This is a genomic window from Streptomyces sp. NPDC030991, assembly GCF_055571235.1.
This window is the reverse complement of the sequence record NZ_JBVIFR010000002.1, coordinates 313,034-333,465: the sequence shown is the minus strand read 5'-3', so window position 1 is coordinate 333,465 and position 20,432 is coordinate 313,034. Positions and strand designations below refer to the sequence as shown.

Here is a 20,432-nt window from a genome sequence, read left to right as displayed (position 1 = left end):
GTGGTCAGCGGTGTCAAGGGTGTTGACGTGGGTCGGGAGCAGGCAGGACCGTATGGGCGCAGGGTGCGGCCGGCGGAGTGCCCCGGCCGCTGCGGCAGCGGGCGCGGGCCGTCACCCGGCGACCAGCCGGAGCGTTTCGATCCGGTCCCACCCGCGGGCGGCGAGCCGCTCCTGGACGCGGAGCCCGGGAGGGACCAGGACCCGCAGGCGATGCTGCGGGGCGAGGCCGCGCGCGAGGGCCACGAGGGTCTCCAGGGCGCTGTTGGCCAGGTAGTGGACCTGGGTCAGGTCCACGGTGACCTCTTCGGCCGAGCGGCTGCATTCGGCCACGGCGACCGCAAGGGACGCCTTGTGGACGCCGACGACCTCGCCGGACAGGCGGACGCCTGAGCACTGTCGAAGGGGTGCCATGAGGAGAAGATCGTCGACGAAGTAGCCGCGCATGTGGGGTCCCGGAGGCCAGGCGCCGTCCTGTGACGGACAAGGGGCTCAGCCACGCGTGCTCTGGGCGGCGCTCATGAAACGGGATCACATATCCCGCGGAGGCAGTCGCTTGGCGGAGGGGCCTCCCTGGGCCCGAAGCGATCGCCGGACGAGCATCACCGCGCTTACGGCGACACACAGTCCACGTACCGCTACGAAGGGTACTGCCGCCACGGCCCGCACCGATAGCCCCGGACGGACCTGGAACGCCCGTGCTGGTCATCGGACCCGCACGTCGCACCCCCGGCCGAACGTGGCCGGAACGCCCAGGAAAGGAAGCGCCATTCGTTCACTCTCCGAACGCATGACGCTGCAAAATGCCCGAGAAAAAGGATTTCGCACCGCTCATCCCCGGCTGGACGCGTCGGTGGCTTCCGGCCCTGCCATACCACTACATCCTTTGTAGGCAACAGAGTTGGGAAGATCGACATCTACCGGGCTGCGGCTTATTTCCGGGAGGTCTCAACTCGGAAAAGACCGGCGCCCAACCCTGCATTCGATCTTGCCCAGCTCACAGTAAGTGGACTATACCTGTCGGCGTCCGCCCCAGCCGTGTTCAGGCCGTGGTCGGACTCGGGGGGACCAGGGGGAATCGGCGGGACGTGCGGGAGCACCGACCGCCGGTGCAGCTCTGCCGATCCCGGAACTTCCAGAACCACCCAGCTCCAACTGCGTTCCCTCGGGACGGGGCATTTCCGGACACCCTTCGGAGATGGCATTCCGGACCGGGGCCCGGGATCGATCCCGGCACGACACAGCACATCACCGCGGTGCCGGGGAGGATCCGGTTCACCGCCTGAGTCCTGGAGAAGGCGAGGACTTGAGCATGGGATCCACTTCCGACCTGAACAACACCGGTGCGGGCACCAACCGCCGCGACCTGATCAAGCGGTCCGCGGCGCTCGGCCTGATCGCCGTTCCGTCGATGGGTTTCCTGTCGGCGTGTGCCACCGGCGGCGGTGACGACGACGACAAGACCGACAAGCCCAAGGGCAAGACGTCGGCCACGAACCCGCTGGGCGTCGAGAAGGGCGCCGCGCTCGAGGCGTTCATCTTCAAGGGCGGCCTGGGCGACCAGTACGCCAAGGACGCCGAGGCCGACTACACCAAGGCCTGGGGCGGCGCCGTCAAGCACACCGGCACCCAGCAGGTCGGCCCCAAGCTGACCCCGCGCTTCTCCGGCGGCAACCCGCCGGACCTCATCGACAACTCCGGCGCCGACCACCTGGACATGAACCGCCTGTCCAGCCAGGGCCAGCTCCAGGACCTCAAGGCGCTGATGGAGGCCGCGTCCCTGGACGACAAGTCCAAGACGGTCAAGGACACCATCCACCCCTCGACGTACGAGAAGGGCCTGCACGGCGACGTCTTCGACGTCCTGTACTACGCCTTCACGATCTACGGCACCTGGTACTCGGAGAAGGCCCTCAGCGACAACGGGTGGGAGTACCCGAAGTCGCTCGACGACATGGTCAAGCTCTGCGGTCAGATCAAGAAGAAGGGCATCGCGCCCTGGACGTACGCCGGCAAGTACCCGTACTACGTCCACTTCAACCTGTTCGCCCAGATCGCCAAGATCGGCGGCATGGAGAACTGGATCAAGATCGACAACCTGGAGCCCAACGCCTGGACCAGCAACGACGCGGTCAAGCAGGTTGTCGAGCACTACGAGGAGCTGGCCAAGAAGGGCTACTTCCTCCAAGGCAGCCAGGGCCTGACCCACATCCAGTCGCAGACCGCCTGGAACAAGGGCAAGGCCGTCTTCATCCCGAACGGCTCCTGGGTGGAGAACGAGTCGGCGCCGACCACGCCCAAGGACTTCAAGATGGCCGTCGGCGCCCTCTTCGACGGCGGCTCCGCCGACAAGATGCCGCAGGGCACCCTGCGCGCCGAGCCCTCCGAGCCGTACGTCGTCGCCAGCAAGGGCAAGAACCCGGCCGGCGGCATGGAGATGCTGCGCATCATGCTCTCCAAGAAGCACGCGCAGAACTTCGCGACAAAGGTGAAGTCCCTGACCTGTGTCGTGGATGCCACAGAGGGCATGACCCTCTCGCCGGGTCTGGCGTCGGCCAGCTCCGTGTTCAAGGCGGCCGGCACGAACCTGATCAGCCTCCAGCTCCAGGAGTGGTACCCGGACCTCACCGACTCCAAGATCGGCGGTCTCACCGGCGACCTGCTCACCGGTGACCTCTCCGCGGCCGACTGGATCAAGAAGACCCAGGCGTACGCCGACAAGGTCGCCAAGGACGACGCGATCAAGAAGTTCAAACGCGACAAGTGATCCGCGCGGCCCGGCAGTTCACCGAACTGCCGGGCCAATAGCCCGGCGGCGCCTCGCCGCCGGGCCGTCCGGCGGCACTGCACTCGAAAGGGAAGGGCCGGGGAGCACCATGCAACACGGCAAGTACGGATTCATCGTGGGCTTCCTGGCCCTACCCATCATCGTCTACGCGATCTTCGTGATCTCGCCGTTCGTCCAGGCCTTCCAGATCTCGATGACGGACTGGTCCGGACTGGTGGGCGGCGCGAAGTTCGTCGGGCTCGACAACTTCGAACGCCTGTGGAACGACAGCGACTTCTGGAACGCGCTGCGGCACAACATCTACATGCTGGTCGCCGTCCCGATCGTCACGCTCGCCCTCGGCCTGTTCTTCGCGTTCATGCTGAACGTCGGCGGAAAGCGCCGCAAGAACGAGGTCGTCACCGGCGTCGCCGGAACGAAGTTCTACCGCTTCGTCTTCTTCTTCCCGCAGGTCATCTCCATCACCATCATCGCGGTGATCTGGTGGAACGTGTACAACCCCGACCCGCAGGACGGCATGCTCAACTCGCTGCTCTCCACGGTGGGGTTGGACAGCCTGACCAATGCCTGGCTCGGCGAGAAGTCGATCGCCCTGCTCTGCATCATGGTCGTCATGGTCTGGGCGAACGTCGGCTTCTACGTCGTCCTGTTCTCCGCCGCGATGGCCTCGATCCCGCGGGACATCTACGAGGCGGCGCTGCTCGATGGCGCCGACCGCTTCCAGACGTTCTTCCGCATCACCCTGCCGCTGCTGTGGGACACCGTGCAGACGGGCTGGGTCTATATGGGCATCATCGCGATGGACGCCTTCGCGCTCGTCCAGATCATGTCGGTCAACATGGGCGGCCCGAACGGTGCGACGGACGTCATGCCGCTGCGCCTGTACGTCACCGCGTTCACCAACAGTCAGTTCGGCTATGCCTCCGCGATGGGCATCGCGATGCTCATCGTCACCATGGCCTTCGCCATCCTCACGATGCGCTTCGCGCGGCGTGAGCGCATCGAGTTCTGAAGGGCGGGCACCAGATGACGATCGAAACCGGCGAATCCGGTCAGGTCAGCAAGTCGGACCAGGCGCCCCCCACGGTCCCGGGCCAGCGCGGCGGCGTCACCAAGAAGCTCGGCGAGACCAAGGCGAAGAGCTCCGAGGGCGGCATCCTCAACGTCTTCTCACACGGCATGCTCGTCGTGTGGGCGCTCATGGTGGGCGTACCGCTGCTGTGGGTGCTGTGGAGTTCCTTCAAGGACTCCAACGCGATTCTGACCAATCCGTGGGGCCTGCCCACTTCGCTGCACTTCGAGAACTGGGCCAACGCCTGGAACAAGGCGAACATGGGCCAGTACTTCCTGAACACCATCATCATCGTGGGCGGCTCGGTGATCGGCACGATGGTGCTCGGTTCCATGGCCGCGTACGTGCTCGCCCGCTTCACCTTCCCGGGCAACCGGTTCATCTACTACTTGTTCGTCGCCGGTATGTCCTTCCCGGTCTTCATGCTGGTGATCCCGCTCTTCTTCGTGCTGCGGGACTTCCCCGGAACGTCGCTCCTGGCCACTTATCAGGGCCTCATCCTCGTCTATATCGCGTATTCGCTCCCGTTCACGGTCTTCTTCATGACCGCGTTCTTCCGCACGCTGCCGACATCGGTCGCCGAGGCGGCCCTCATCGACGGCGCCTCGCACACCCGCACCTTCTTCCAGGTGATGCTCCCGATGGCCAAGCCCGGCTTGATCAGCATCGGCATCTTCAATTTCCTCGGGCAGTGGAACCAGTATCTGCTGCCGATGGTGCTCAACCAGGACGAGAAGAAGTACGTGCTCACCCAGGGCCTCGCGATGATCGCGCTGCAACAGGGCTACGAGAACGACTGGGGCGCGCTGATGGCGGGAATGATGATCGCCATGCTGCCCGTGCTGATCGTGTACTTCATCTTCCAGCGCCAGGTGCAGGCAGGTCTGACGGCGGGGGCGCTCAAGTAGCGCTCCGCCCGTGGCGCTGGGGTCCGGCCCGGAGAGATGCTCTCCGGGCCGGACCCTTGTGCGCGCCCGCTGGAACCGATTTCTGTCAAGGGCTTGACGGCGGAGACACCTTCAGCGGAGTTTGGAGTTCATAACTTGTACAAGGGCCGGTCACCCGGTGTGACACGGGCCAGGGGCAAAGGGTGGAGAGTCAATGGAGACTCCGGGGTCGCAGTCGTCGCTGCACCGGGCCAATCTGGAGCGGGTCGTACGCGCCGTGCGGCTCGCCGGTTCGCTCACGCAGGCGGAGATCGCGAGGACTACGGGGCTGTCGGCGGCCACGGTCTCCAACATCGTCCGGGAGCTGAAGGAGGGCGGGACGGTCGAGGTCACGCCCACCTCGGCCGGCGGGCGCAGGGCCCGCAGCGTCTCGCTCAGCGGCGACGCGGGCATCGTCATCGGCGTCGACTTCGGCCACACGCACCTGCGGGTGGCCATCGGCAACCTGGCCCACCAGGTGCTCGCCGAGGAGTCCGAACCGCTGGACGTGGACGCCAGCGCCGCGCAGGGCTTCGACCGGGCCGAGGAGCTGGTGGAGCGGCTCGTCGCGGCGACCGGTGTGGACCGCTCGAAGGTGGCCGGTGTCGGTCTCGGCGTGCCCGGCCCCATCGACGTGGAGAGCGGCACGCTCGGCTCCACCTCGATCCTGCCGGGCTGGACCGGCACCAAGCCAGCCGAGGAGCTGGGCCGGCGCCTCGGCGTGCCCGTGCACGTCGACAACGACGCCAACCTGGGCGCCCTGGGCGAGCTGGTGTGGGGGAGCGGGCGGGGCGTCAAGGACCTCGCCTACATCAAGGTCGCGAGCGGCGTCGGCGCCGGCCTGGTGATCGACGGGAAGATCTACCGGGGGCCCGGCGGCACAGCGGGCGAGATCGGGCACATCACGCTGGACGAGTCGGGCCCGGTCTGCCGCTGCGGCAACCGCGGCTGCCTGGAGACGTTCACCGCCGCCCGGTACGTGCTGCCGCTGCTGCAGTCCAGCCACGGCACCGATCTGACCCTGGAGGGCGTGGTCCGGCTCGCCCGGGACGGCGACCCGGGCTGCCGCCGCGTGATCGCCGACGTGGGCCGGCACATCGGCTCGGGCGTCGCGAACCTCTGCAATCTGCTCAATCCCAGCCGGGTCGTCCTCGGCGGCGATCTGGCGGAGGCCGGGGAGCTGGTCCTGGGGCCCATCAGGGAGTCCGTGGGCCGTTACGCGATCCCGAGTGCGGCCCGCCAACTCTCGGTCCTCCCAGGGGCCTTGGGGGGCCGCGCGGAGGTGCTCGGCGCGCTCGCGCTGGCCCTCAGCGAGATGGGCGATTCGACCCTTTTGGACGGCACGATGCCCGCAGTAACACCTGCCTTCACTTAGAGAACGCATGACACCGTTGCCATCTCGTTAAGGATTTACTCCTTGACGCTGGGGTTGCGGCCGAGTTGACTTCCAGCCACCTCGGCCGCAACGTCGCGGCCTCGTCAGGGAGGTTTCAAAGTGAACACGCGTATGCGTCGTGCCGCTGTTGCGTTCTGTGCCACTGCCATGGCTGTCTCGCTCGCCGCCTGCGGCTCCGCCAAGGAGTCCAAGGGTGATGACGACGGTGACAAGGCGTCCAGCGGCAAGAAGGGCGACGACATCACCGTCGGTCTGCTCCTGCCGGAGAACCAGACCGCGCGGTACGAGAAGTTCGACAAGCCGATCATTGAGAAGCAGGTCTCCACGCTGACCAATGGCAAGGGCAAGCTCGAGTACCTGAACGCCAAGCAGGACGCGACCCTCCAGTCGCAGCAGATCGACACGATGATCACCAAGAAGGTCGACGTGCTGATCCTGGACGCGGTCGACTTCAAGGCCGTCGCCAACGGCGTGAAGAAGGCCAAGGACGCGGGCATACCGGTCGTCGCCTACGACCGCCTGGCCGAGGGCCCGATCTCCGCCTACACCTCCTTCGACAACGAGGAGGTCGGCAAGACCCAGGGTGAGGCGCTGCTGAAGGCCCTGGGCTCCAAGGCCACCAAGAGCAACAAGATCGTCATGATGAACGGCGCGGTCACCGACCCGAACGCCGCCCAGTTCAAGAAGGGCGCCCACTCCGTCCTCGACGGCAAGGTGACGATCGCCAAGGAGTACGACACCAAGGAGTGGAAGCCGGAGAACGCCAACGCCAACATGGAAGGCGCCATCTCCGCGGTCGGCAAGGACAAGATCGCCGGCGTCTACTCCGCCAACGACGGCATGGCGGGCGGCAGCATCACCGCGCTGAAGGCCGCGGGCCTGAGCAAGCTTCCCCCGGTCACCGGCCAGGACGCCGAGCTCGCGGGTGTGCAGCGGATCATCACCGGCGACCAGTACATGAGCGTCTTCAAGTCCTACCCGACCGAGGCCGAGACCGTCGCCAAGATGGCCGTCTCCATCGCCAAGGAAGGCAAGCTCGACAGCTCCATCGCCACCGGCACTGTCGACAGCGGCACCGAGAAGGGTGTCCCCGCGGTGATCGTCCCGGTCGTCTCCCTGACCCAGGACAACATCAAGGACACGGTCATCAAGGAGGGTTACTACACCCTCGGCGAGATCTGCACGGCCAAGTACAAGGCCGCCTGCGACAAGATCGGTCTGAAGAAGTAACCCCTGCAGTAACTCCCTTGTCCCGCACGGGTTTTGCGCACCTCTCCTGGTAGCGCTCCCGTGTGAGCACGTCCGGCGCCCCGCCGCCGACAGCCCCGCAAAGCTCAACGGCGGGGCGCCGGACGGAACACCCCCCAGTCTTTTCTTCTGTTCAACCTCCCGCCGGGTCAGGCCTTTGGCGGCGAAGGAGATGGTTCACGTGTCCGCTACGCCCGTGCTGGCGTTGCGCGGGGTCTCCAAGCGATTCGGTGCCGTCCAGGCGCTCACCGACGTAGAGCTTGAGGTCCACGCCGGTGAGGTGGTCGCCCTGGTGGGCGACAACGGTGCCGGAAAGTCCACCCTGGTCAAGACGATCGCCGGGGTGCACCCCATCGACGAGGGCGTCATCGAGTGGAACGGCAAGGCCGTCGCGGTCAACCGCCCCCACGACGCCCAGGCTCTCGGTATCGCGACCGTCTACCAGGACCTCGCGCTCTGCGACAACCTCGACGTCGTCGGCAACCTCTTCCTGGGACGCGAGATCAAACGTTTCGGCGTCCTCGACGAGGTCGAGATGGAGCGCCGCTCCCGGCAGCTCCTGGAGACCCTCTCCATCCGCATCCCGAGCGTGCGCATCCCGATCGCCTCGCTCTCCGGCGGTCAGCGCCAGGTCGTGGCCATCGCTCGCTCCATGCTCGGCGAGCCCAAGCTGGTCATCCTGGACGAGCCGACGGCCGCCCTCGGTGTCGAGCAGACGGCCCAGGTGCTCGACCTCGTCGAGCGGCTGCGCGAGCGCGGCCACGCGGTCATCCTCATCAGCCACAACATGGCCGATGTGAAGGCCGTCGCCGACAAGGTCGCCGTCCTGCGGCTCGGCCGCAACAACGGTGTGTTCGAGGTCAGTACGACCTCGCAGGAAGAGATCATCTCCGCCATCACCGGCGCCACGGACAACGCCGTGACCCGTCGTGCGGCGCGCAGCAACGCGGAGGCTCAGAAGTGAGCATCGACAAGACCAAAGCACCCGTGGACGCCGCCCCCGCGGCGGCCGGTGCCACCGTGACCGCCGTCGACCCCCGGCTCCTCGTGCGCGAGCAGGGTTTCGCGGGCTACGTCGGCGAGTTCAAGCGCAAGATGCGCGGCGGTGACCTCGGCGCGATACCGGTCGTCATCGGCCTCATCGTCATCTGCGCGATCTTCCAGAGCCTCAACTCGGCCTTCCTGGGCGCGCAGAACCTCAACAACATCTTCGTCGCCATGGTGGCCACCGGCATGATGTCGGTCGGCATCATCTTCGTGCTGCTGCTCGGCGAGATCGACCTGTCGGTCGGCTCCGTCTCCGGTGTCTCCTCGGCGATCATGGCCGTGATGAGCATCACCCACGGGGTCAACGAGTGGCTCGCCGTCCTCACCGCCCTCGCGGCCGGTGCCGTCATCGGCGCCCTGCACGGCTTCTTCTTCGCCCGCATCGGCGCGCCCGCGTTCGCCGTGACCCTGGCCGGCCTGCTGTTCTGGAACGGCTTCATGCTCCAGATCCTCGGCTCCAACGGCACGATCAACATCGACAGCGAAGGAGTGGTCGGCAACCTCACCAACTACTACTTCTCCGATGTCGCCGCCGCCTACGGCCTGGCCGTCGTCGCCGTCCTCGGCTACTTCGTGCCGACCTTCCTCGCCAACCGGCGCCGCGAGGCCGCGGGCATCCCGTCCCGGCCGCTCAGCGACATCATCCTGCGCACGGTGCTCCTCGCGATCGCCGCGTTCGGTGTCGCGATCATCTTCAACCAGTACAAGGGCCTGCCGCTCGCGGTGCTGCTCTTCGCGATCGTCCTGGTCGGCTCCGACTTCGTGCTGCGCCGCACCTCGTACGGGCGCAAGGTCTTCGCGCTCGGCGGCAGCGTCGAGGCGTCCCGCCGGGCCGGCATCAACGTCACGGCGGTCCGCGTCTCGGTCTTCGCCGTCGCGGGTCTGTTCGCGGCGGTCGGCGGCCTCTTCTGGGCCTCCAAGATCGCGGCGGCCAACCAGAGCGCCGGCTCCGGTGACCTCCTGATGAACGTCATCGCCGCGGCCGTCATCGGCGGCACCAGCCTCTTCGGCGGCCGGGGCCGCACGTGGAACGCGCTGCTCGGTGTGCTGGTCATCACCTCGATCCAGTACGGCCTCGCCCTCCAGGGCATCGAGACCCCGATCCAGTACATGATCACCGGCGGTGTGCTCCTCGCCACGGTCGTCATCGACTCGGTCACCCGCAAGACCCAGAAGTCGGCCGGCCGCGCCTGACCGCTTCTGACCTGGCTGACCGTGCCCGGCGTCAAGGACGACGCCGGGCACAGTCATGCCCGGAGCGGGAGTGCGCCGCCCCCGTGCTGGGCCGAACGTGTGGCAGCCAACGCCCGGCCCGGCCGCCGCACCCGGCGGCGGAACATTAGACTCGACAGACCCGGCAAGCTCGAACAGCTCAACCAGCTACTACAGCTCTACTGCAAGGAGGCACGGGTGCCGCTGCTGACCCGCATCACGGGACCGCGCGATCTGGACCGGCTCAGCCTGGAGCAGCTGGACCAGCTGGCAGGAGAGATCCGGACCTTCCTCGTCGACGCGGTTTCCAAGACCGGCGGCCATCTCGGCCCCAACCTCGGCGTCGTCGAGCTGACCATCGCCCTGCACCGCGTCTTCGAGTCCCCCCAGGACAAGGTGTTGTGGGACACCGGTCACCAGTCCTACGTGCACAAGCTGCTCACCGGCCGCCAGGACTTCTCCCGGCTGAAGATGAAGGGCGGCCTCTCGGGCTACCCCTCGCAGGCCGAGTCCGAGCACGACGTCATCGAGAACTCGCACGCCTCCACCGTCCTCGGCTGGGCCGACGGCCTCGCCAAGGCCAACGAGGTGCTCGAGAAGGACGACCACGTCGTCGCCGTGATCGGTGACGGCGCCCTCACCGGCGGCATGGCCTGGGAGGCGCTGAACAACATCGCCGCCGCCAAGGACCGCCCCCTGGTGATCGTCGTCAACGACAACGAGCGCTCGTACGCGCCGACCATCGGCGGCCTCGCCAACCACCTGGCGACCCTGCGCACCACGGACGGCTACGAGCGCTTCCTGGCCCGCGGCAAGGACCTCCTGGAGCGCACCCCGGTCGTCGGCAGGCCGCTGTACGAGACGCTGCACGGCGCCAAGAAGGGCCTCAAGGACTTCATCGCGCCGCAGGGCATGTTCGAGGACCTGGGCCTGAAGTACGTCGGCCCCATCGACGGCCACGACATCGAGGCCCTGGAGTCGGCGCTGACCCGCGCCAAGCGCTTCGGCGGCCCCGTCATCGTGCACTGCCTCACCGAGAAGGGCCGCGGCTACACGCCCGCCCTCCAGGACGAGGCCGACCGCTTCCACGGCATCGGCCCCATCCACCCCGACACGGGCCTGCCGGTCAAGGCGTCGGGCGCCGACTGGACCTCCGTCTTCGGCGACGAGATGGTCAAGCTCGGCGAGGAGCGCGAGGACATCGTCGCCATCACCGCCGCGATGCTCCAGCCGGTCGGCCTGAAGAAGTTCGCCGACAAGTTCCCTGACCGGGTCTACGACGTGGGCATCGCCGAGCAGCACGGTGCGACCAGCGCCGCGGGCCTCGCGGCGGGCGGCCTGCACCCCGTCTTCGCCGTCTACGCGACCTTCCTCAACCGCGCCTTCGACCAGCTCCTGATGGACGTGGCCCTGCACAAGTGCGGCGTCACCTTCGTCCTGGACCGGGCCGGTGTCACCGGCACCGACGGCGCCTCGCACAACGGCATGTGGGACATGTCGATCCTCCAGGTCGTCCCGGGCCTGCGGATCGCCGCCCCGCGCGACGCCGACCAGGTCCGCGCCCAGCTGCGCGAGGCCGTCGCGGTGGAGGACGCCCCCACGGTCGTGCGCTACTCCAAGGGCGCGGTCGGCCCGGCGGTGGAGGCCGTCGGCAAGGTCGGCTCCATGGACGTCCTGCGCGAGCCCGCCCCCGGCCAGGCGGACCGCCCGGACGTCCTGCTCGTCTCGGTCGGCGCGCTGGCCCCCATGTGCCTGGAGATCGCCGGCCTCCTCGACAAGCAGGGCATCACGACGACCGTCGTCGACCCGCGCTGGGTCAAGCCCGTCGACGAGGCGATGGCCCCGCTCGCCGAGCGCCACCGCGTCGTCGTGACGGTGGAGGACAACTCCCGGGTCGGCGGCGTCGGCTCGGCCGTCGCCCAGGCCCTGCGCGACGCGGGCGTCGACGTCCCGCTCCGCGACTTCGGCATCCCGCCCCGCTTCCTCGACCACGCCTCCCGCAAGGAGGTCATGGCGGAGATCGGCCTCACCGCCCCCGACATCGCCCGCCAGGTCACCGGCCTGGTCGCGAAGCTGGACGGCCGCCACGAGCGCGCCGCGGCCGACGCGATGGAGCCGGCCCGGGACTGAGGTCCGCCGGGGGCCTGGCCCGACTCACCCATCGGGTGGTCCGGCCAGGCCCTCTTTCGCGTGAATCCCAGGACTGAACGGCCCGCCGGAGGCTACTCGTCCCGATCATGTCGGGGACGACAAGGCGACGGAGGCAGCCGGTGAGCACCCAGCCAGACGCGGGACGCGTACGCAACGGCCTGTTCAGGACGAAGTCCATCGAGCAGTCCATCCAGGACACCGAGGAACCCGAGCACAAGCTCAACAAGTCGCTGTCCGCCCTGGACCTCACGGTCTTCGGTGTCGGCGTTGTCATCGGCGCCGGCATCTTCGTCACCACGGGCACTGTGGCCAAGGACTACGCGGGCCCCGCCGTCGCCCTCGCGTTCGTCGTCGCCGGCATCGTGTGCGCGCTCGCGGCGCTGTGTTACGCCGAGTTCGCCTCCACCGTCCCGGTGGCAGGCTCCGCGTACACCTTCGCGTACGCCTCCCTCGGTGAGTTCGTCGCCTGGATCATCGGCTGGGACCTGGTCCTGGAGCTGGCGCTCGGCGCCGCCACCGTCTCCGTCGGCTGGGCGGGCTACGTCCAGTCCCTCCTCGACAGCTGGGGCATCCCCCTGCCCACCGCGCTGCTCGGCCCGTCCGACGGCAAGTTCGGCTTCAACATCGCCGCCGCGCTGCTGATCCTGGTGATGACCGGGGTCCTGGTCGCGGGCGTCAAGCTGTCCGCGCACGTCACCTCGATCGTCGTCGCCGTCAAGGTCCTCGTCGTCCTGATCATCATCGCCGTCGGCAGCTTCCACATCGTCGGCGCCAACTACTCGCCGTTCATCCCGCCGAAGAAGGACGTGGCCGGGGGTTCGGGACTCAGCGCCACCCTCCTCGAGACGGCCTTCGGCTACACCCCCTCGGCCTTCGGGCTCATGGGCGTCTTCACCGCCGCCGCCGTCGTCTTCTTCGCGTACATCGGCTTCGACGTCGTCGCCACCGCCGCCGAGGAGACCGTCGACCCGGCCAAGGACGTACCGCGCGGCATCATCGGCTCCCTCGCCATCTGCACGGCCCTGTACGTGGCTGTGTCGATCGTCGTCACCGGCATGCAGAAGTACAGCGAGCTCAGCGCGGACGCCCCGCTCGCCGACGCGTTCAAGGCGATCGACCAGCCGTTCTGGGCGGGCCTCATCAACTTCGGCGCCATCATCGGCCTTGTCACGGTCGTGATGATCCTCCTGCTCGGCCAGGGCCGCGTCTTCTTCGCGATGAGCCGCGACGGGCTCCTGCCGAAGGTCTTCAGCGAGGTCCACCCCAAGTTCCGTACGCCGTACCGCTCGACGATCATCCTCGGCGTCGCCTCCGCGATCCTCGCCGGGTTCGTCTCCCTCGAAGAGCTGTCGAAGCTGGTCAACATCGGCACGCTCTTCGCCTTCGTCGTGGTCGCCCTCGGCGTGATCATCCTGCGCCGTACCCGCCCCGACCTGCCCCGCGCGTTCCGCGCCCCCTGGGTGCCCGTGCTGCCGATCGCCTCGGTCGCCGCGTCGGTGTGGCTGATGCTCAACCTCTCGGTGGAGACCTGGCTGCGCTTCCTCGCCTGGATGGTGCTGGGTCTCGTCATCTACTTCGTCTACGGCCGCACCCACAGCAAGCTCGGCCGGCGCAACTCCGCGTAACCGTCAACCGCACGCCCCGGCCCCGTATGTCCCGCTTCGATGCGGAGTGCGGGGCCGGATAGCTTGGCGCCCATGCTCACCGAGGCGCCCACATCACCACCGTACGTATCCGGCGACCGCCGCGCCGCATCGGATGTCGGACCCGCGGCGCCCGGCTACTGGCGGCGCCTCGTCCCGCTCCTCGCACTCCTCGCCTGCGCCACCCGCGTCCCCTCCTTCGTCCAACCCGTCTGGAACCCCGACGAGGGCTATCTCGCCGTCCAGGCACGCATGCTGGCGTACGGCGGCCGGCTCTACGAGACCGTCGTCGACCGCAAACCACCGCTCGTGCCGTGGCTGTACGAGGCCGTGTTCGCCGTCCTCGGCTCCGGCTCGCTCACCCCGCTGCGGATCTGCGCGGTCGCCGCGCAACTGACCACGGCGGTGCTGCTCGCCTCCTTCGCCCGCCGTCGCTGGGGCGCCACGGCGGGACGCACCGCGGGCGTGCTCCACCTGTTGGCCTCGATCGGCCTCAACCCGGAGGACGCGCAGGCCGCCACCTTCGAGGTGTTCATGCTGCCGTGGACCGCGGCGGCCCTGTGGTGCGCGGATCGGCGCCGGTGGGCCTGGTGCGGGGCCGCCGTCGCCGGCGCGTTCCTGACCAAGCAGACCGGGGGAGCGGTCCTCGTGCCCGTCGCCTGGCTGCTGTGGCGGAGCGGCGCGTCCCGGACGGGCGTGGCGCGGTGCGCGGCCGGAGCGGCCCTGCCCGTGCTCGCCGTCGCCCTCGCCACCGACCCGGGCGGCTTCCTGTTCTGGACGGTCACCGGATCGGGCTCGTACGCCACCTTCACCGGCTCCGAACTCCACGTACTGGCACGGGCGTCGACGAACACCGCGATCCTCGGCTTCGCCTGCGCCGGCATCCTGCCCCCGGTCCTGCGGGCCCTGCGCGTCGCCCGCACCGGATGCGCCGAACTGTGGCTGTGGCTCGGCGCGTCCGCCGGCGCGGTACTGCTCGGCTTCCACTTCTTCGGCCACTACTACCTGCAACTCGTCCCGCCGATCGCCCTGTTGGGCACCGCCGCGCTGCACGTCCTGCCGCGGGAGCGGCTGCGCACGGCGCTGCTGACCTCCGCGTGCTGCTGCGCCCTGTTCGTCACCTGGGGGCTGCTCGCACCGCGCCCCGAACTCGCCCACACCCAGCGCGTCGCCCACGAGGTACGGGCGCTGACCACACCGCGGGAGCCGGTGCTGGTCTGGGGCATACACCCGGAGACGTACTGGCTGGCCGACCGGAAGCCCGCCAGCCGCTATCTGACGGCGGGGCTGCTCACGAACTACAGCGGAGGGCGGGACGGGCCGCAGGTGGGGGAGAAGTACGCGATGGCCGGGGCCTGGGACGTCTTCCGGGCGGAGGCCGCGGCGCGGCCGCCCCGGCTCGTGGTGGACGACTCCAGGGGAGCGCCGTACGGGGCGCCGCGGATCAGGCCGCTGCGGCGGATGCTGGCGGCGTACGAGGTGTCGGGGAACGTGGACGGCGCCGTGATCTACGTACGCCGCCCCTGAGGCGGGGACCGCTACGGGTACACCGTCCGCGGGCCCACGCAGCGCGCCCCCGATCCCTCGACCCTGCGGCGCAGTTCGCGGTCCGCCGTCACGACGACGCAGGGCCCCGCCGCGCCCGCCGCCACCGCCACGATGTGGTCGTCGCCCTCACCCGGGGCCTCCTCGATCCTGACGCCGGGCACCGGCTCGACACCGCGGGCGCGCCCCTCGACCACCAGCACCACCTCTTCGTCCGGGTGCTGCCCGGCGTAGACGGCGAGCCGGTCCCGCAGGCGCCCGGCGGCGGCGCGCCGGTCGCGCCACCAGCCGTCGGGGACGGATCCGACGACGTTCGCGCCGTCCACCACCAGCAATGTCGTCATGGGGAAACGGTACTGGGGGCGGAACACGGGCAGGGCCCGCCGCCACCTAAAATGGAACGGTGAACGGCGACTGGCTGATACGCGGACGCGACGGCGCACTTGGCGCCTACGCGTACACCCCCGACGGCGACGCGGTCGTCTGCCGCACCGAGCGAACGCCCGGCGGCCCCTGGTCCGAGGCGCGCACGGTCGGCGGCGACCAGCGCCTGCACACCGTCCTCGCCCTGGCCCAGGCCCCGGGCCGGTACGTTCATCTGGTCTCCTGGCGGCCCACGGTCCCCGGCGAGTCGGGGCTGGTCCACTCGACGCACTTCCAGCCGCACCTCGCGGCGCTCGACTGGACCCCCATCGGCCATCCGAACAAGGCGGGCGACCGTACGGGCCCGCCCGCGGTGGCCGTCGACGCGCAGGGCCGCGCCCACGTCTTCGTCCGCAACAGGGGCGGCGGCGTCAACATGCGCGCCCAGCTGGAGAAGGGCGGCTGGGGCCCCTGGCGCGACCTCAAGGGCAGGCGCGTACGGGGTGAACTCGCCGCGGTGGCAGGGGAGTCGGGCCTGATCACGCTGTACGCGGCGGGCGAGGAGCGGCTCTTCCGCTGGCGCCAGCAGGAGCCCGGCGGGATCCCGGTCGAGGACGAGAAACCGCAGCAGGTGGCGGTCCGCCCGGACACCCTGCGCGCCCTGGCCACCTCGCCCGGGCACACCACGCTCTTCTACGTCGACGACGACGGCGCCCTGTGGGCCTGGCGCGGCGACGAGGCCCCGGTGCGCCTGATGGACGCGGCGGGCCCCGGGCCCGTGACGGCGATCCGCTGCTCGCTGGACGGCGTGGACTGCACCCTGCTCGCCCAGCGCGCCCACAGCGGCCGCGTCGCCTTCGCCGCGTACCCCACGGAGCTGGAGTCGGCCGGCGCCTGGTGGACGGAGTCGGGCCCGGCTCTGCCCCCGGACGCGCGCATCGCCCTGACGGAGGACGCGGCGGGCCGCATAGTGGCGGCCAGTTACGTCCCCGGCAACCCGGACCGCATGCACCTGACCCGCCGCAAGGAAGAACCGGGCCTGGCCCTGGAGGCGTGGCGCGGGGTGCTGTAACCCCGAAAGGGGCGCGGGGAACCGCGTGACCGGCCACAGCCGGTCCGCAGTTGCCCCACGCCCCTGAGAGCCTGTCTTTGAGCCACCCCCGAGGGGGCGGGAAGGCTAGGCAGGAACGCTGGCGACGCCCGTCTCCAGGAACCGCTTGCCGGTCACTCGCTCCGAGACACCCTCACGGTCCAGGTACGGCGTGATGCCGCCCAGGTGGAAGGGCCAGCCGGCGCCCGTGATCAGGCACAGGTCGATGTCCTGCGCCTCGGCGACGACGCCCTCGTCGAGCATGAGCCCGATCTCCTGGGCGACGGCGTCGAGCACCCGGTCGCGGACCTGCTCCTCGGTCAGGACGACATCGCCCTGCTTGAGCAGCGCGGCGACCTCGGGGTCCAGCTCCGGCTTGCCGGAGTCGTAGACGTAGAAGCCGCGCTTGCCCGCCTTGACGACGGCCGCGAGGTTCGGCGAGACGGTGAAGCGCTCCGGGAAGGCGCGGTTCAGGGTCTCCGAGACGTGCAGACCGATGGCCGGGCCGACCAGCTCCAGCAGGACCAGCGGCGACATCGGCAGACCGAGGGGCTCGACGGCCTTCTCGGCGACCTCGACGGGGGTGCCCTCGTCGATGACGTTCTGGATCTCGCCCATGAAGCGGGTCAGGATGCGGTTGACGACGAACGCCGGGGCGTCCTTCACCAGGACCGCGGTCTTCTTCAGCTTCTTGGCGACACCGAACGCCGTGGCCAGCGCCGCGTCGTCGGTCTTCTCGCCGCGCACGATCTCCAGGAGCGGGAGGATCGCGACCGGGTTGAAGAAGTGGAAGCCGACGACCCGCTCGGGGTGCTTCAGCTTCGACGCCATCTCGGAGACCGAGAGCGAGGAGGTGTTGGTGGCGAGGATCGCGTGCGCCGGGGCGACCGCCTCGACCTCCGCGAACACCTGCTGCTTGACGCCGATCTCCTCGAAGACGGCCTCGATGATGAAGTCCGCGTCGGAGAAGCCCTCGGCCTTGTCGAGCACGCCGGAGACGAGCCCCTTCAGGCGGTTGGCCTTGTCCTGGTTGACGCGGCCCTTGCCGAGCAGCTTGTCGATCTCGGCGTGGACGTAGCCCACACCCTTGTCGACGCGCTCCTGGTCGATGTCGGTCAGCACGACCGGCACCTCGAGGCGGCGCAGGAACAGCAGCGCGAGCTGCGAGGCCATCAGGCCCGCACCCACGACGCCGACCTTGGTGACCGGACGGGCGAGCGACTTGTCCGGCGCACCCGCCGGGCGCTTGGCGCGCTTCTGCACCAGGTTGAACGAGTAGATCCCGGCGCGCAGTTCGCCACCCATGATGAGGTCGGCGAGCGCCTTGTCCTCGGCGTCGAACCCGGCCTGGAGGTCGCCGCTCTTGGCGTTGGCGATGATCTCAAGCGCGCGGTACGCGGCCGGGGCCGCCCCGTGCACCTTGGAGTCGGCGATGAACGTGCCGCGCGCGACGGCCTGGTCCCAGGCCTCACCGCGGTCGACGTCCGGGCGCTCGACCTTGATGTCGCCCTTCAGGACCTGAGCGGTCCAGATCAGCGACTGCTCAAGGAAGTCGGCACCCTCGAAGAGGGCGTCGGCGATGCCCAGCTCATAGACCTGCTCGCCCTTGAGCTGCTTGTTCTGGTTGAGCGAGTTCTCGATGATGACCGAGACGGCCTTGTCGGCACCGATCAGGTTCGGCAGCAGCGCGCAGCCGCCCCAGCCGGGGACCAGACCGAGGAAGACCTCGGGCAGCGAGAACGCCGGGAGCGCCTTGGAGACGGTGCGGTACGAGCAGTGCAGACCGACCTCGACGCCACCGCCCATCGCGGCACCGTTGTAGTACGCGAACGTCGGCACGGCCAGGCCCGCGAGGCGCTTGAAGACCTCGTGGCCGCCCTTGCCGATGGCGAGCGCGTCGTCGTGGTTCTTCAGCAGCTCGACGCCCTTGAGGTCGGCGCCGACCGCGAAGATGAACGGCTTGCCGGTGACACCGACACCGACGATGTCGCCGTCGGCCGCCTCCTTCTCGACCTGGTCGATGGCGACGTTCAGGTTCGCGAGCGAGCCCGGACCGAAGGTGGTCGGCTTAGTGTGGTCGAAGCCGTTGTCCAGCGTGATCAGCGCGAACCGGCCGGCCCCGTACGGCAGGTCGAGGTGGCGTACGTGCGCGGAGGTGACGACCTCGCCGGGGAACAGCTCGGCCGCACCCTTCAGAAGCTCAGCGGTGGTGGTGCTCACTTGTCGCCTCCGGCGTCCTTGTGGTGCGGGTTCTCCCAGATCACCGTGGCGCCCATGCCGAAGCCGACGCACATGGTGGTGAGGCCGTAACGGACCTCCGGCTGCTCCTCGAACTGACGGGCAAGCTGCGTCATCAGACGCACACCCGAGGAGGCCAGCGGGTGGCCGTACGCGATGGCGCCGCCGTACTGGTTGACGCGGGCGTCGTCGTCGGCGATGCCGTAGTGGTCCAGGAACGCGAGGACCTGGACGGCGAACGCCTCGTTGATCTCGAAGAGGTTGATGTCCTCGATGGACAGGCCCGCCTTGGCGAGCGCCTTCTCGGTGGCCGGGATCGGGCCGTAGCCCATGACCTCCGGCTCGACGCCCGCGAAGGCGTACGACACGAGACGCATCTTGACCGGGAGGTTGTTCTCCCGGGCGAACTCCTCGGAGGCGATGATCGAGGCGGTGGCGCCGTCATTCAGCCCCGCGGCGTTGCCGGCCGTGACGCGTCCGTGCGTACGGAACGGCGTCTTGAGCCCGGCGAGGTTCTCCAGGGTCGTGCCCGGGCGCATCGGCTCGTCGGCGGTGACCAGGCCCCAGCCCGTCTCGCCCACCTCGGCGTTGGTGTTGCGCACCGAGACCGGGACGAGGTCCTGCTGGATCTTGCCGTTGGCGTACGCCTTCGCCGCCTTCTCCTGCGAACGCACCGCGTACTCGTCGGAGCGCCGCTTGGTGATCTGCGGGTAGCGGTCGTGCAGGTTCTCGGCGGTCATGCCCATGAACAGGGCGGACTCGTCGACCAGCTTCTCGCTGACGAAGCGCGGGTTCGGGTCGACGCCCTCGCCCATCGGGTGGCGGCCCATGTGCTCCACGCCACCGGCGATGACGGCGTCGTACGCGCCGAACGCGACGGAGCCCGCGGCGGTCGTGACGGCCGTGAGCGCACCGGCGCACATCCGGTCGATGGAGTAGCCGGGGACCGACTGCGGCAGCCCGGCGAGGATGCCCGCCGTGCGGCCCAGCGTCAGCCCCTGGTCGCCGATCTGCGTGGTCGCGGCGATGGCGACCTCGTCGATCTTCTTCGGGTCCAGGTTCGGGTTGCGGCGCAGCAGCTCCCGGATGGCCTTCACGACCAGGTCATCGGCCCGGGTCTCGTGGTAGATGCCCTTCGGGCCCGCCTTGCCGAACGGGGTGCGGACGCCGTCGACGAAGACGACGTCCCTGACGGTACGAGGCACGATGGCTCTCCTCCAAGATGCGGGACGGCACTGCCACGGCGCGCGGCTGAGCGCGCGCTCATGCCCTCATGCTACTTGCGAGTAACCATGCTGCCCAGCCCCCTGGGCCGGAGCGGTGAACGTCACACTTGCGCTGCCGCTGGGGGCGGGTCCTGTGATGCGGGCCGCGTCTCGCGTGCCGCGCGCTCCCCCCGTGCCCGGCCGCCGCGTCCTGGGTGCCGGCCACCGGGTGCACCACCGTCGTGGCTGAGCGCGCAGTTCCCCGCGCCCCTGGGTCGTATGTCGGGTGCACCACCGCCGTGGCTGAGCGCGCAGTTCCCCGCGCCCCTGAGATGCGCACTACGTGCGCCATCTCAGGGGCGCCATGGGGCAGCGGCGGAGCCGCAAGCCACAGGGGCGTGGGGAACTGCGCGAGGACCCCCACTGAACCCGCGGACGAACACGCCTTTCAGGGCCGCGGTCCCCCACCGGCTCGCGACTGACATGCGCCCCTTGGGGGCGCGGGGAACTG

The 20,432-nt window shown here is 69.2% G+C and carries 15 protein-coding genes; 11 read left to right on the top strand and 4 right to left on the bottom strand.

Features of this window, described 5'->3' with window-relative positions:
- Positions 1 to 111: 111 nt before the first annotated feature.
- Positions 112 to 411 carry an STAS domain-containing protein gene (locus ACZ45E_RS05045; protein ID WP_468216661.1) on the bottom strand — a complete coding sequence of 100 codons (300 nt, stop codon included), beginning with the start codon at positions 409 to 411 and terminating at the stop codon, positions 112 to 114.
- Between the two features lie 898 nt (positions 412 to 1,309).
- On the opposite strand from ACZ45E_RS05045, the gene ngcE reads away from it, so the two are divergent.
- The 10 genes from ngcE to ACZ45E_RS04995 all read left to right on the top strand — a co-directional run bounded on the left by ngcE (position 1,310) and on the right by ACZ45E_RS04995 (position 15,007).
- Positions 1,310 to 2,764 (top strand): N-acetylglucosamine/diacetylchitobiose ABC transporter substrate-binding protein, encoded by a 1,455-nt coding sequence (gene ngcE, locus ACZ45E_RS05040; protein ID WP_468216658.1) that lies wholly within the window; start codon positions 1,310 to 1,312, stop codon positions 2,762 to 2,764.
- A gap of 109 nt (positions 2,765 to 2,873) precedes the next feature.
- Positions 2,874 to 3,797, top strand: coding sequence for a carbohydrate ABC transporter permease (locus ACZ45E_RS05035; protein WP_468216657.1), 924 nt, complete (start codon positions 2,874 to 2,876; stop codon positions 3,795 to 3,797).
- Between the two features lie 14 nt (positions 3,798 to 3,811).
- On the top strand, positions 3,812 to 4,765 hold the full coding sequence (locus tag ACZ45E_RS05030; protein WP_468216655.1) for a carbohydrate ABC transporter permease: 954 nt from the start codon (positions 3,812 to 3,814) through the stop codon (positions 4,763 to 4,765).
- Between the two features lie 193 nt (positions 4,766 to 4,958).
- On the top strand, positions 4,959 to 6,158 hold the full coding sequence (locus tag ACZ45E_RS05025; RefSeq protein ID WP_468216652.1) for an ROK family transcriptional regulator: 1,200 nt from the start codon (positions 4,959 to 4,961) through the stop codon (positions 6,156 to 6,158).
- Between the two features lie 120 nt (positions 6,159 to 6,278).
- Positions 6,279 to 7,409: an ABC transporter substrate-binding protein gene (locus ACZ45E_RS05020; RefSeq protein WP_468216650.1), complete on the top strand. Its 1,131-nt coding sequence runs from the start codon at positions 6,279 to 6,281 to the stop codon at positions 7,407 to 7,409.
- Positions 7,410 to 7,599: 190 nt separating this feature from the next.
- Positions 7,600 to 8,391, top strand: coding sequence for an ATP-binding cassette domain-containing protein (locus ACZ45E_RS05015; protein ID WP_468216649.1), 792 nt, complete (start codon positions 7,600 to 7,602; stop codon positions 8,389 to 8,391).
- On the top strand, positions 8,388 to 9,668 hold the full coding sequence (locus tag ACZ45E_RS05010) for a sugar ABC transporter permease (protein WP_468216646.1): 1,281 nt from the start codon (positions 8,388 to 8,390) through the stop codon (positions 9,666 to 9,668). The genes ACZ45E_RS05015 and ACZ45E_RS05010 overlap by 4 nt, the downstream gene beginning before the upstream one ends.
- A gap of 216 nt (positions 9,669 to 9,884) precedes the next feature.
- Positions 9,885 to 11,816 carry a 1-deoxy-D-xylulose-5-phosphate synthase gene (gene dxs, locus ACZ45E_RS05005; protein WP_468217136.1) on the top strand — a complete coding sequence of 644 codons (1,932 nt, stop codon included), beginning with the start codon at positions 9,885 to 9,887 and terminating at the stop codon, positions 11,814 to 11,816.
- Positions 11,817 to 11,923: 107 nt separating this feature from the next.
- Positions 11,924 to 13,462, top strand: coding sequence for an amino acid permease (locus tag ACZ45E_RS05000; protein ID WP_468216643.1), 1,539 nt, complete (start codon positions 11,924 to 11,926; stop codon positions 13,460 to 13,462).
- A gap of 72 nt (positions 13,463 to 13,534) precedes the next feature.
- On the top strand, positions 13,535 to 15,007 hold the full coding sequence (locus tag ACZ45E_RS04995) for an ArnT family glycosyltransferase (protein ID WP_468216641.1): 1,473 nt from the start codon (positions 13,535 to 13,537) through the stop codon (positions 15,005 to 15,007).
- Positions 15,008 to 15,018: 11 nt separating this feature from the next.
- Here the strand turns inward: ACZ45E_RS04995 and ACZ45E_RS04990 are convergent, their stop codons facing one another.
- Positions 15,019 to 15,369, bottom strand: coding sequence for a PIN domain-containing protein (locus tag ACZ45E_RS04990; RefSeq protein ID WP_468216639.1), 351 nt, complete (start codon positions 15,367 to 15,369; stop codon positions 15,019 to 15,021).
- A gap of 59 nt (positions 15,370 to 15,428) precedes the next feature.
- Between ACZ45E_RS04990 and ACZ45E_RS04985 the strand changes: the two genes are divergently transcribed.
- Positions 15,429 to 16,460 carry a PLL family lectin gene (locus ACZ45E_RS04985; RefSeq protein WP_468216635.1) on the top strand — a complete coding sequence of 344 codons (1,032 nt, stop codon included), beginning with the start codon at positions 15,429 to 15,431 and terminating at the stop codon, positions 16,458 to 16,460.
- A gap of 105 nt (positions 16,461 to 16,565) precedes the next feature.
- Here the strand turns inward: ACZ45E_RS04985 and ACZ45E_RS04980 are convergent, their stop codons facing one another.
- The gene (locus ACZ45E_RS04980) at positions 16,566 to 18,698 is read right to left on the bottom strand and encodes a 3-hydroxyacyl-CoA dehydrogenase NAD-binding domain-containing protein (protein WP_468216634.1); all 2,133 of its coding nucleotides are present in this window, start codon (positions 18,696 to 18,698) and stop codon (positions 16,566 to 16,568) included.
- Complete coding sequence (locus ACZ45E_RS04975) at positions 18,695 to 19,921, bottom strand: thiolase family protein (protein WP_468216632.1); 1,227 nt, start codon at positions 19,919 to 19,921, stop codon at positions 18,695 to 18,697. The genes ACZ45E_RS04980 and ACZ45E_RS04975 overlap by 4 nt, the downstream gene beginning before the upstream one ends.
- Positions 19,922 to 20,432: the final 511 nt, after the last annotated feature.

Coding starts and splice junctions, on each gene's coding strand:
- ACZ45E_RS05045 (WP_468216661.1), bottom strand. CDS start 411: ATGGCACCCCTTCGACAGTGCTCAGGCGTCCGCCTGTCCGGCGAGGTC.
- ngcE (WP_468216658.1), top strand. CDS start 1,310: ATGGGATCCACTTCCGACCTGAACAACACCGGTGCGGGCACCAACCGC.
- ACZ45E_RS05035 (WP_468216657.1), top strand. CDS start 2,874: ATGCAACACGGCAAGTACGGATTCATCGTGGGCTTCCTGGCCCTACCC.
- ACZ45E_RS05030 (WP_468216655.1), top strand. CDS start 3,812: ATGACGATCGAAACCGGCGAATCCGGTCAGGTCAGCAAGTCGGACCAG.
- ACZ45E_RS05025 (WP_468216652.1), top strand. CDS start 4,959: ATGGAGACTCCGGGGTCGCAGTCGTCGCTGCACCGGGCCAATCTGGAG.
- ACZ45E_RS05015 (WP_468216649.1), top strand. CDS start 7,600: ATGGTTCACGTGTCCGCTACGCCCGTGCTGGCGTTGCGCGGGGTCTCC.
- ACZ45E_RS05000 (WP_468216643.1), top strand. CDS start 11,924: ATGTCGGGGACGACAAGGCGACGGAGGCAGCCGGTGAGCACCCAGCCA.
- ACZ45E_RS04995 (WP_468216641.1), top strand. CDS start 13,535: ATGCTCACCGAGGCGCCCACATCACCACCGTACGTATCCGGCGACCGC.
- ACZ45E_RS04990 (WP_468216639.1), bottom strand. CDS start 15,369: ATGACGACATTGCTGGTGGTGGACGGCGCGAACGTCGTCGGATCCGTC.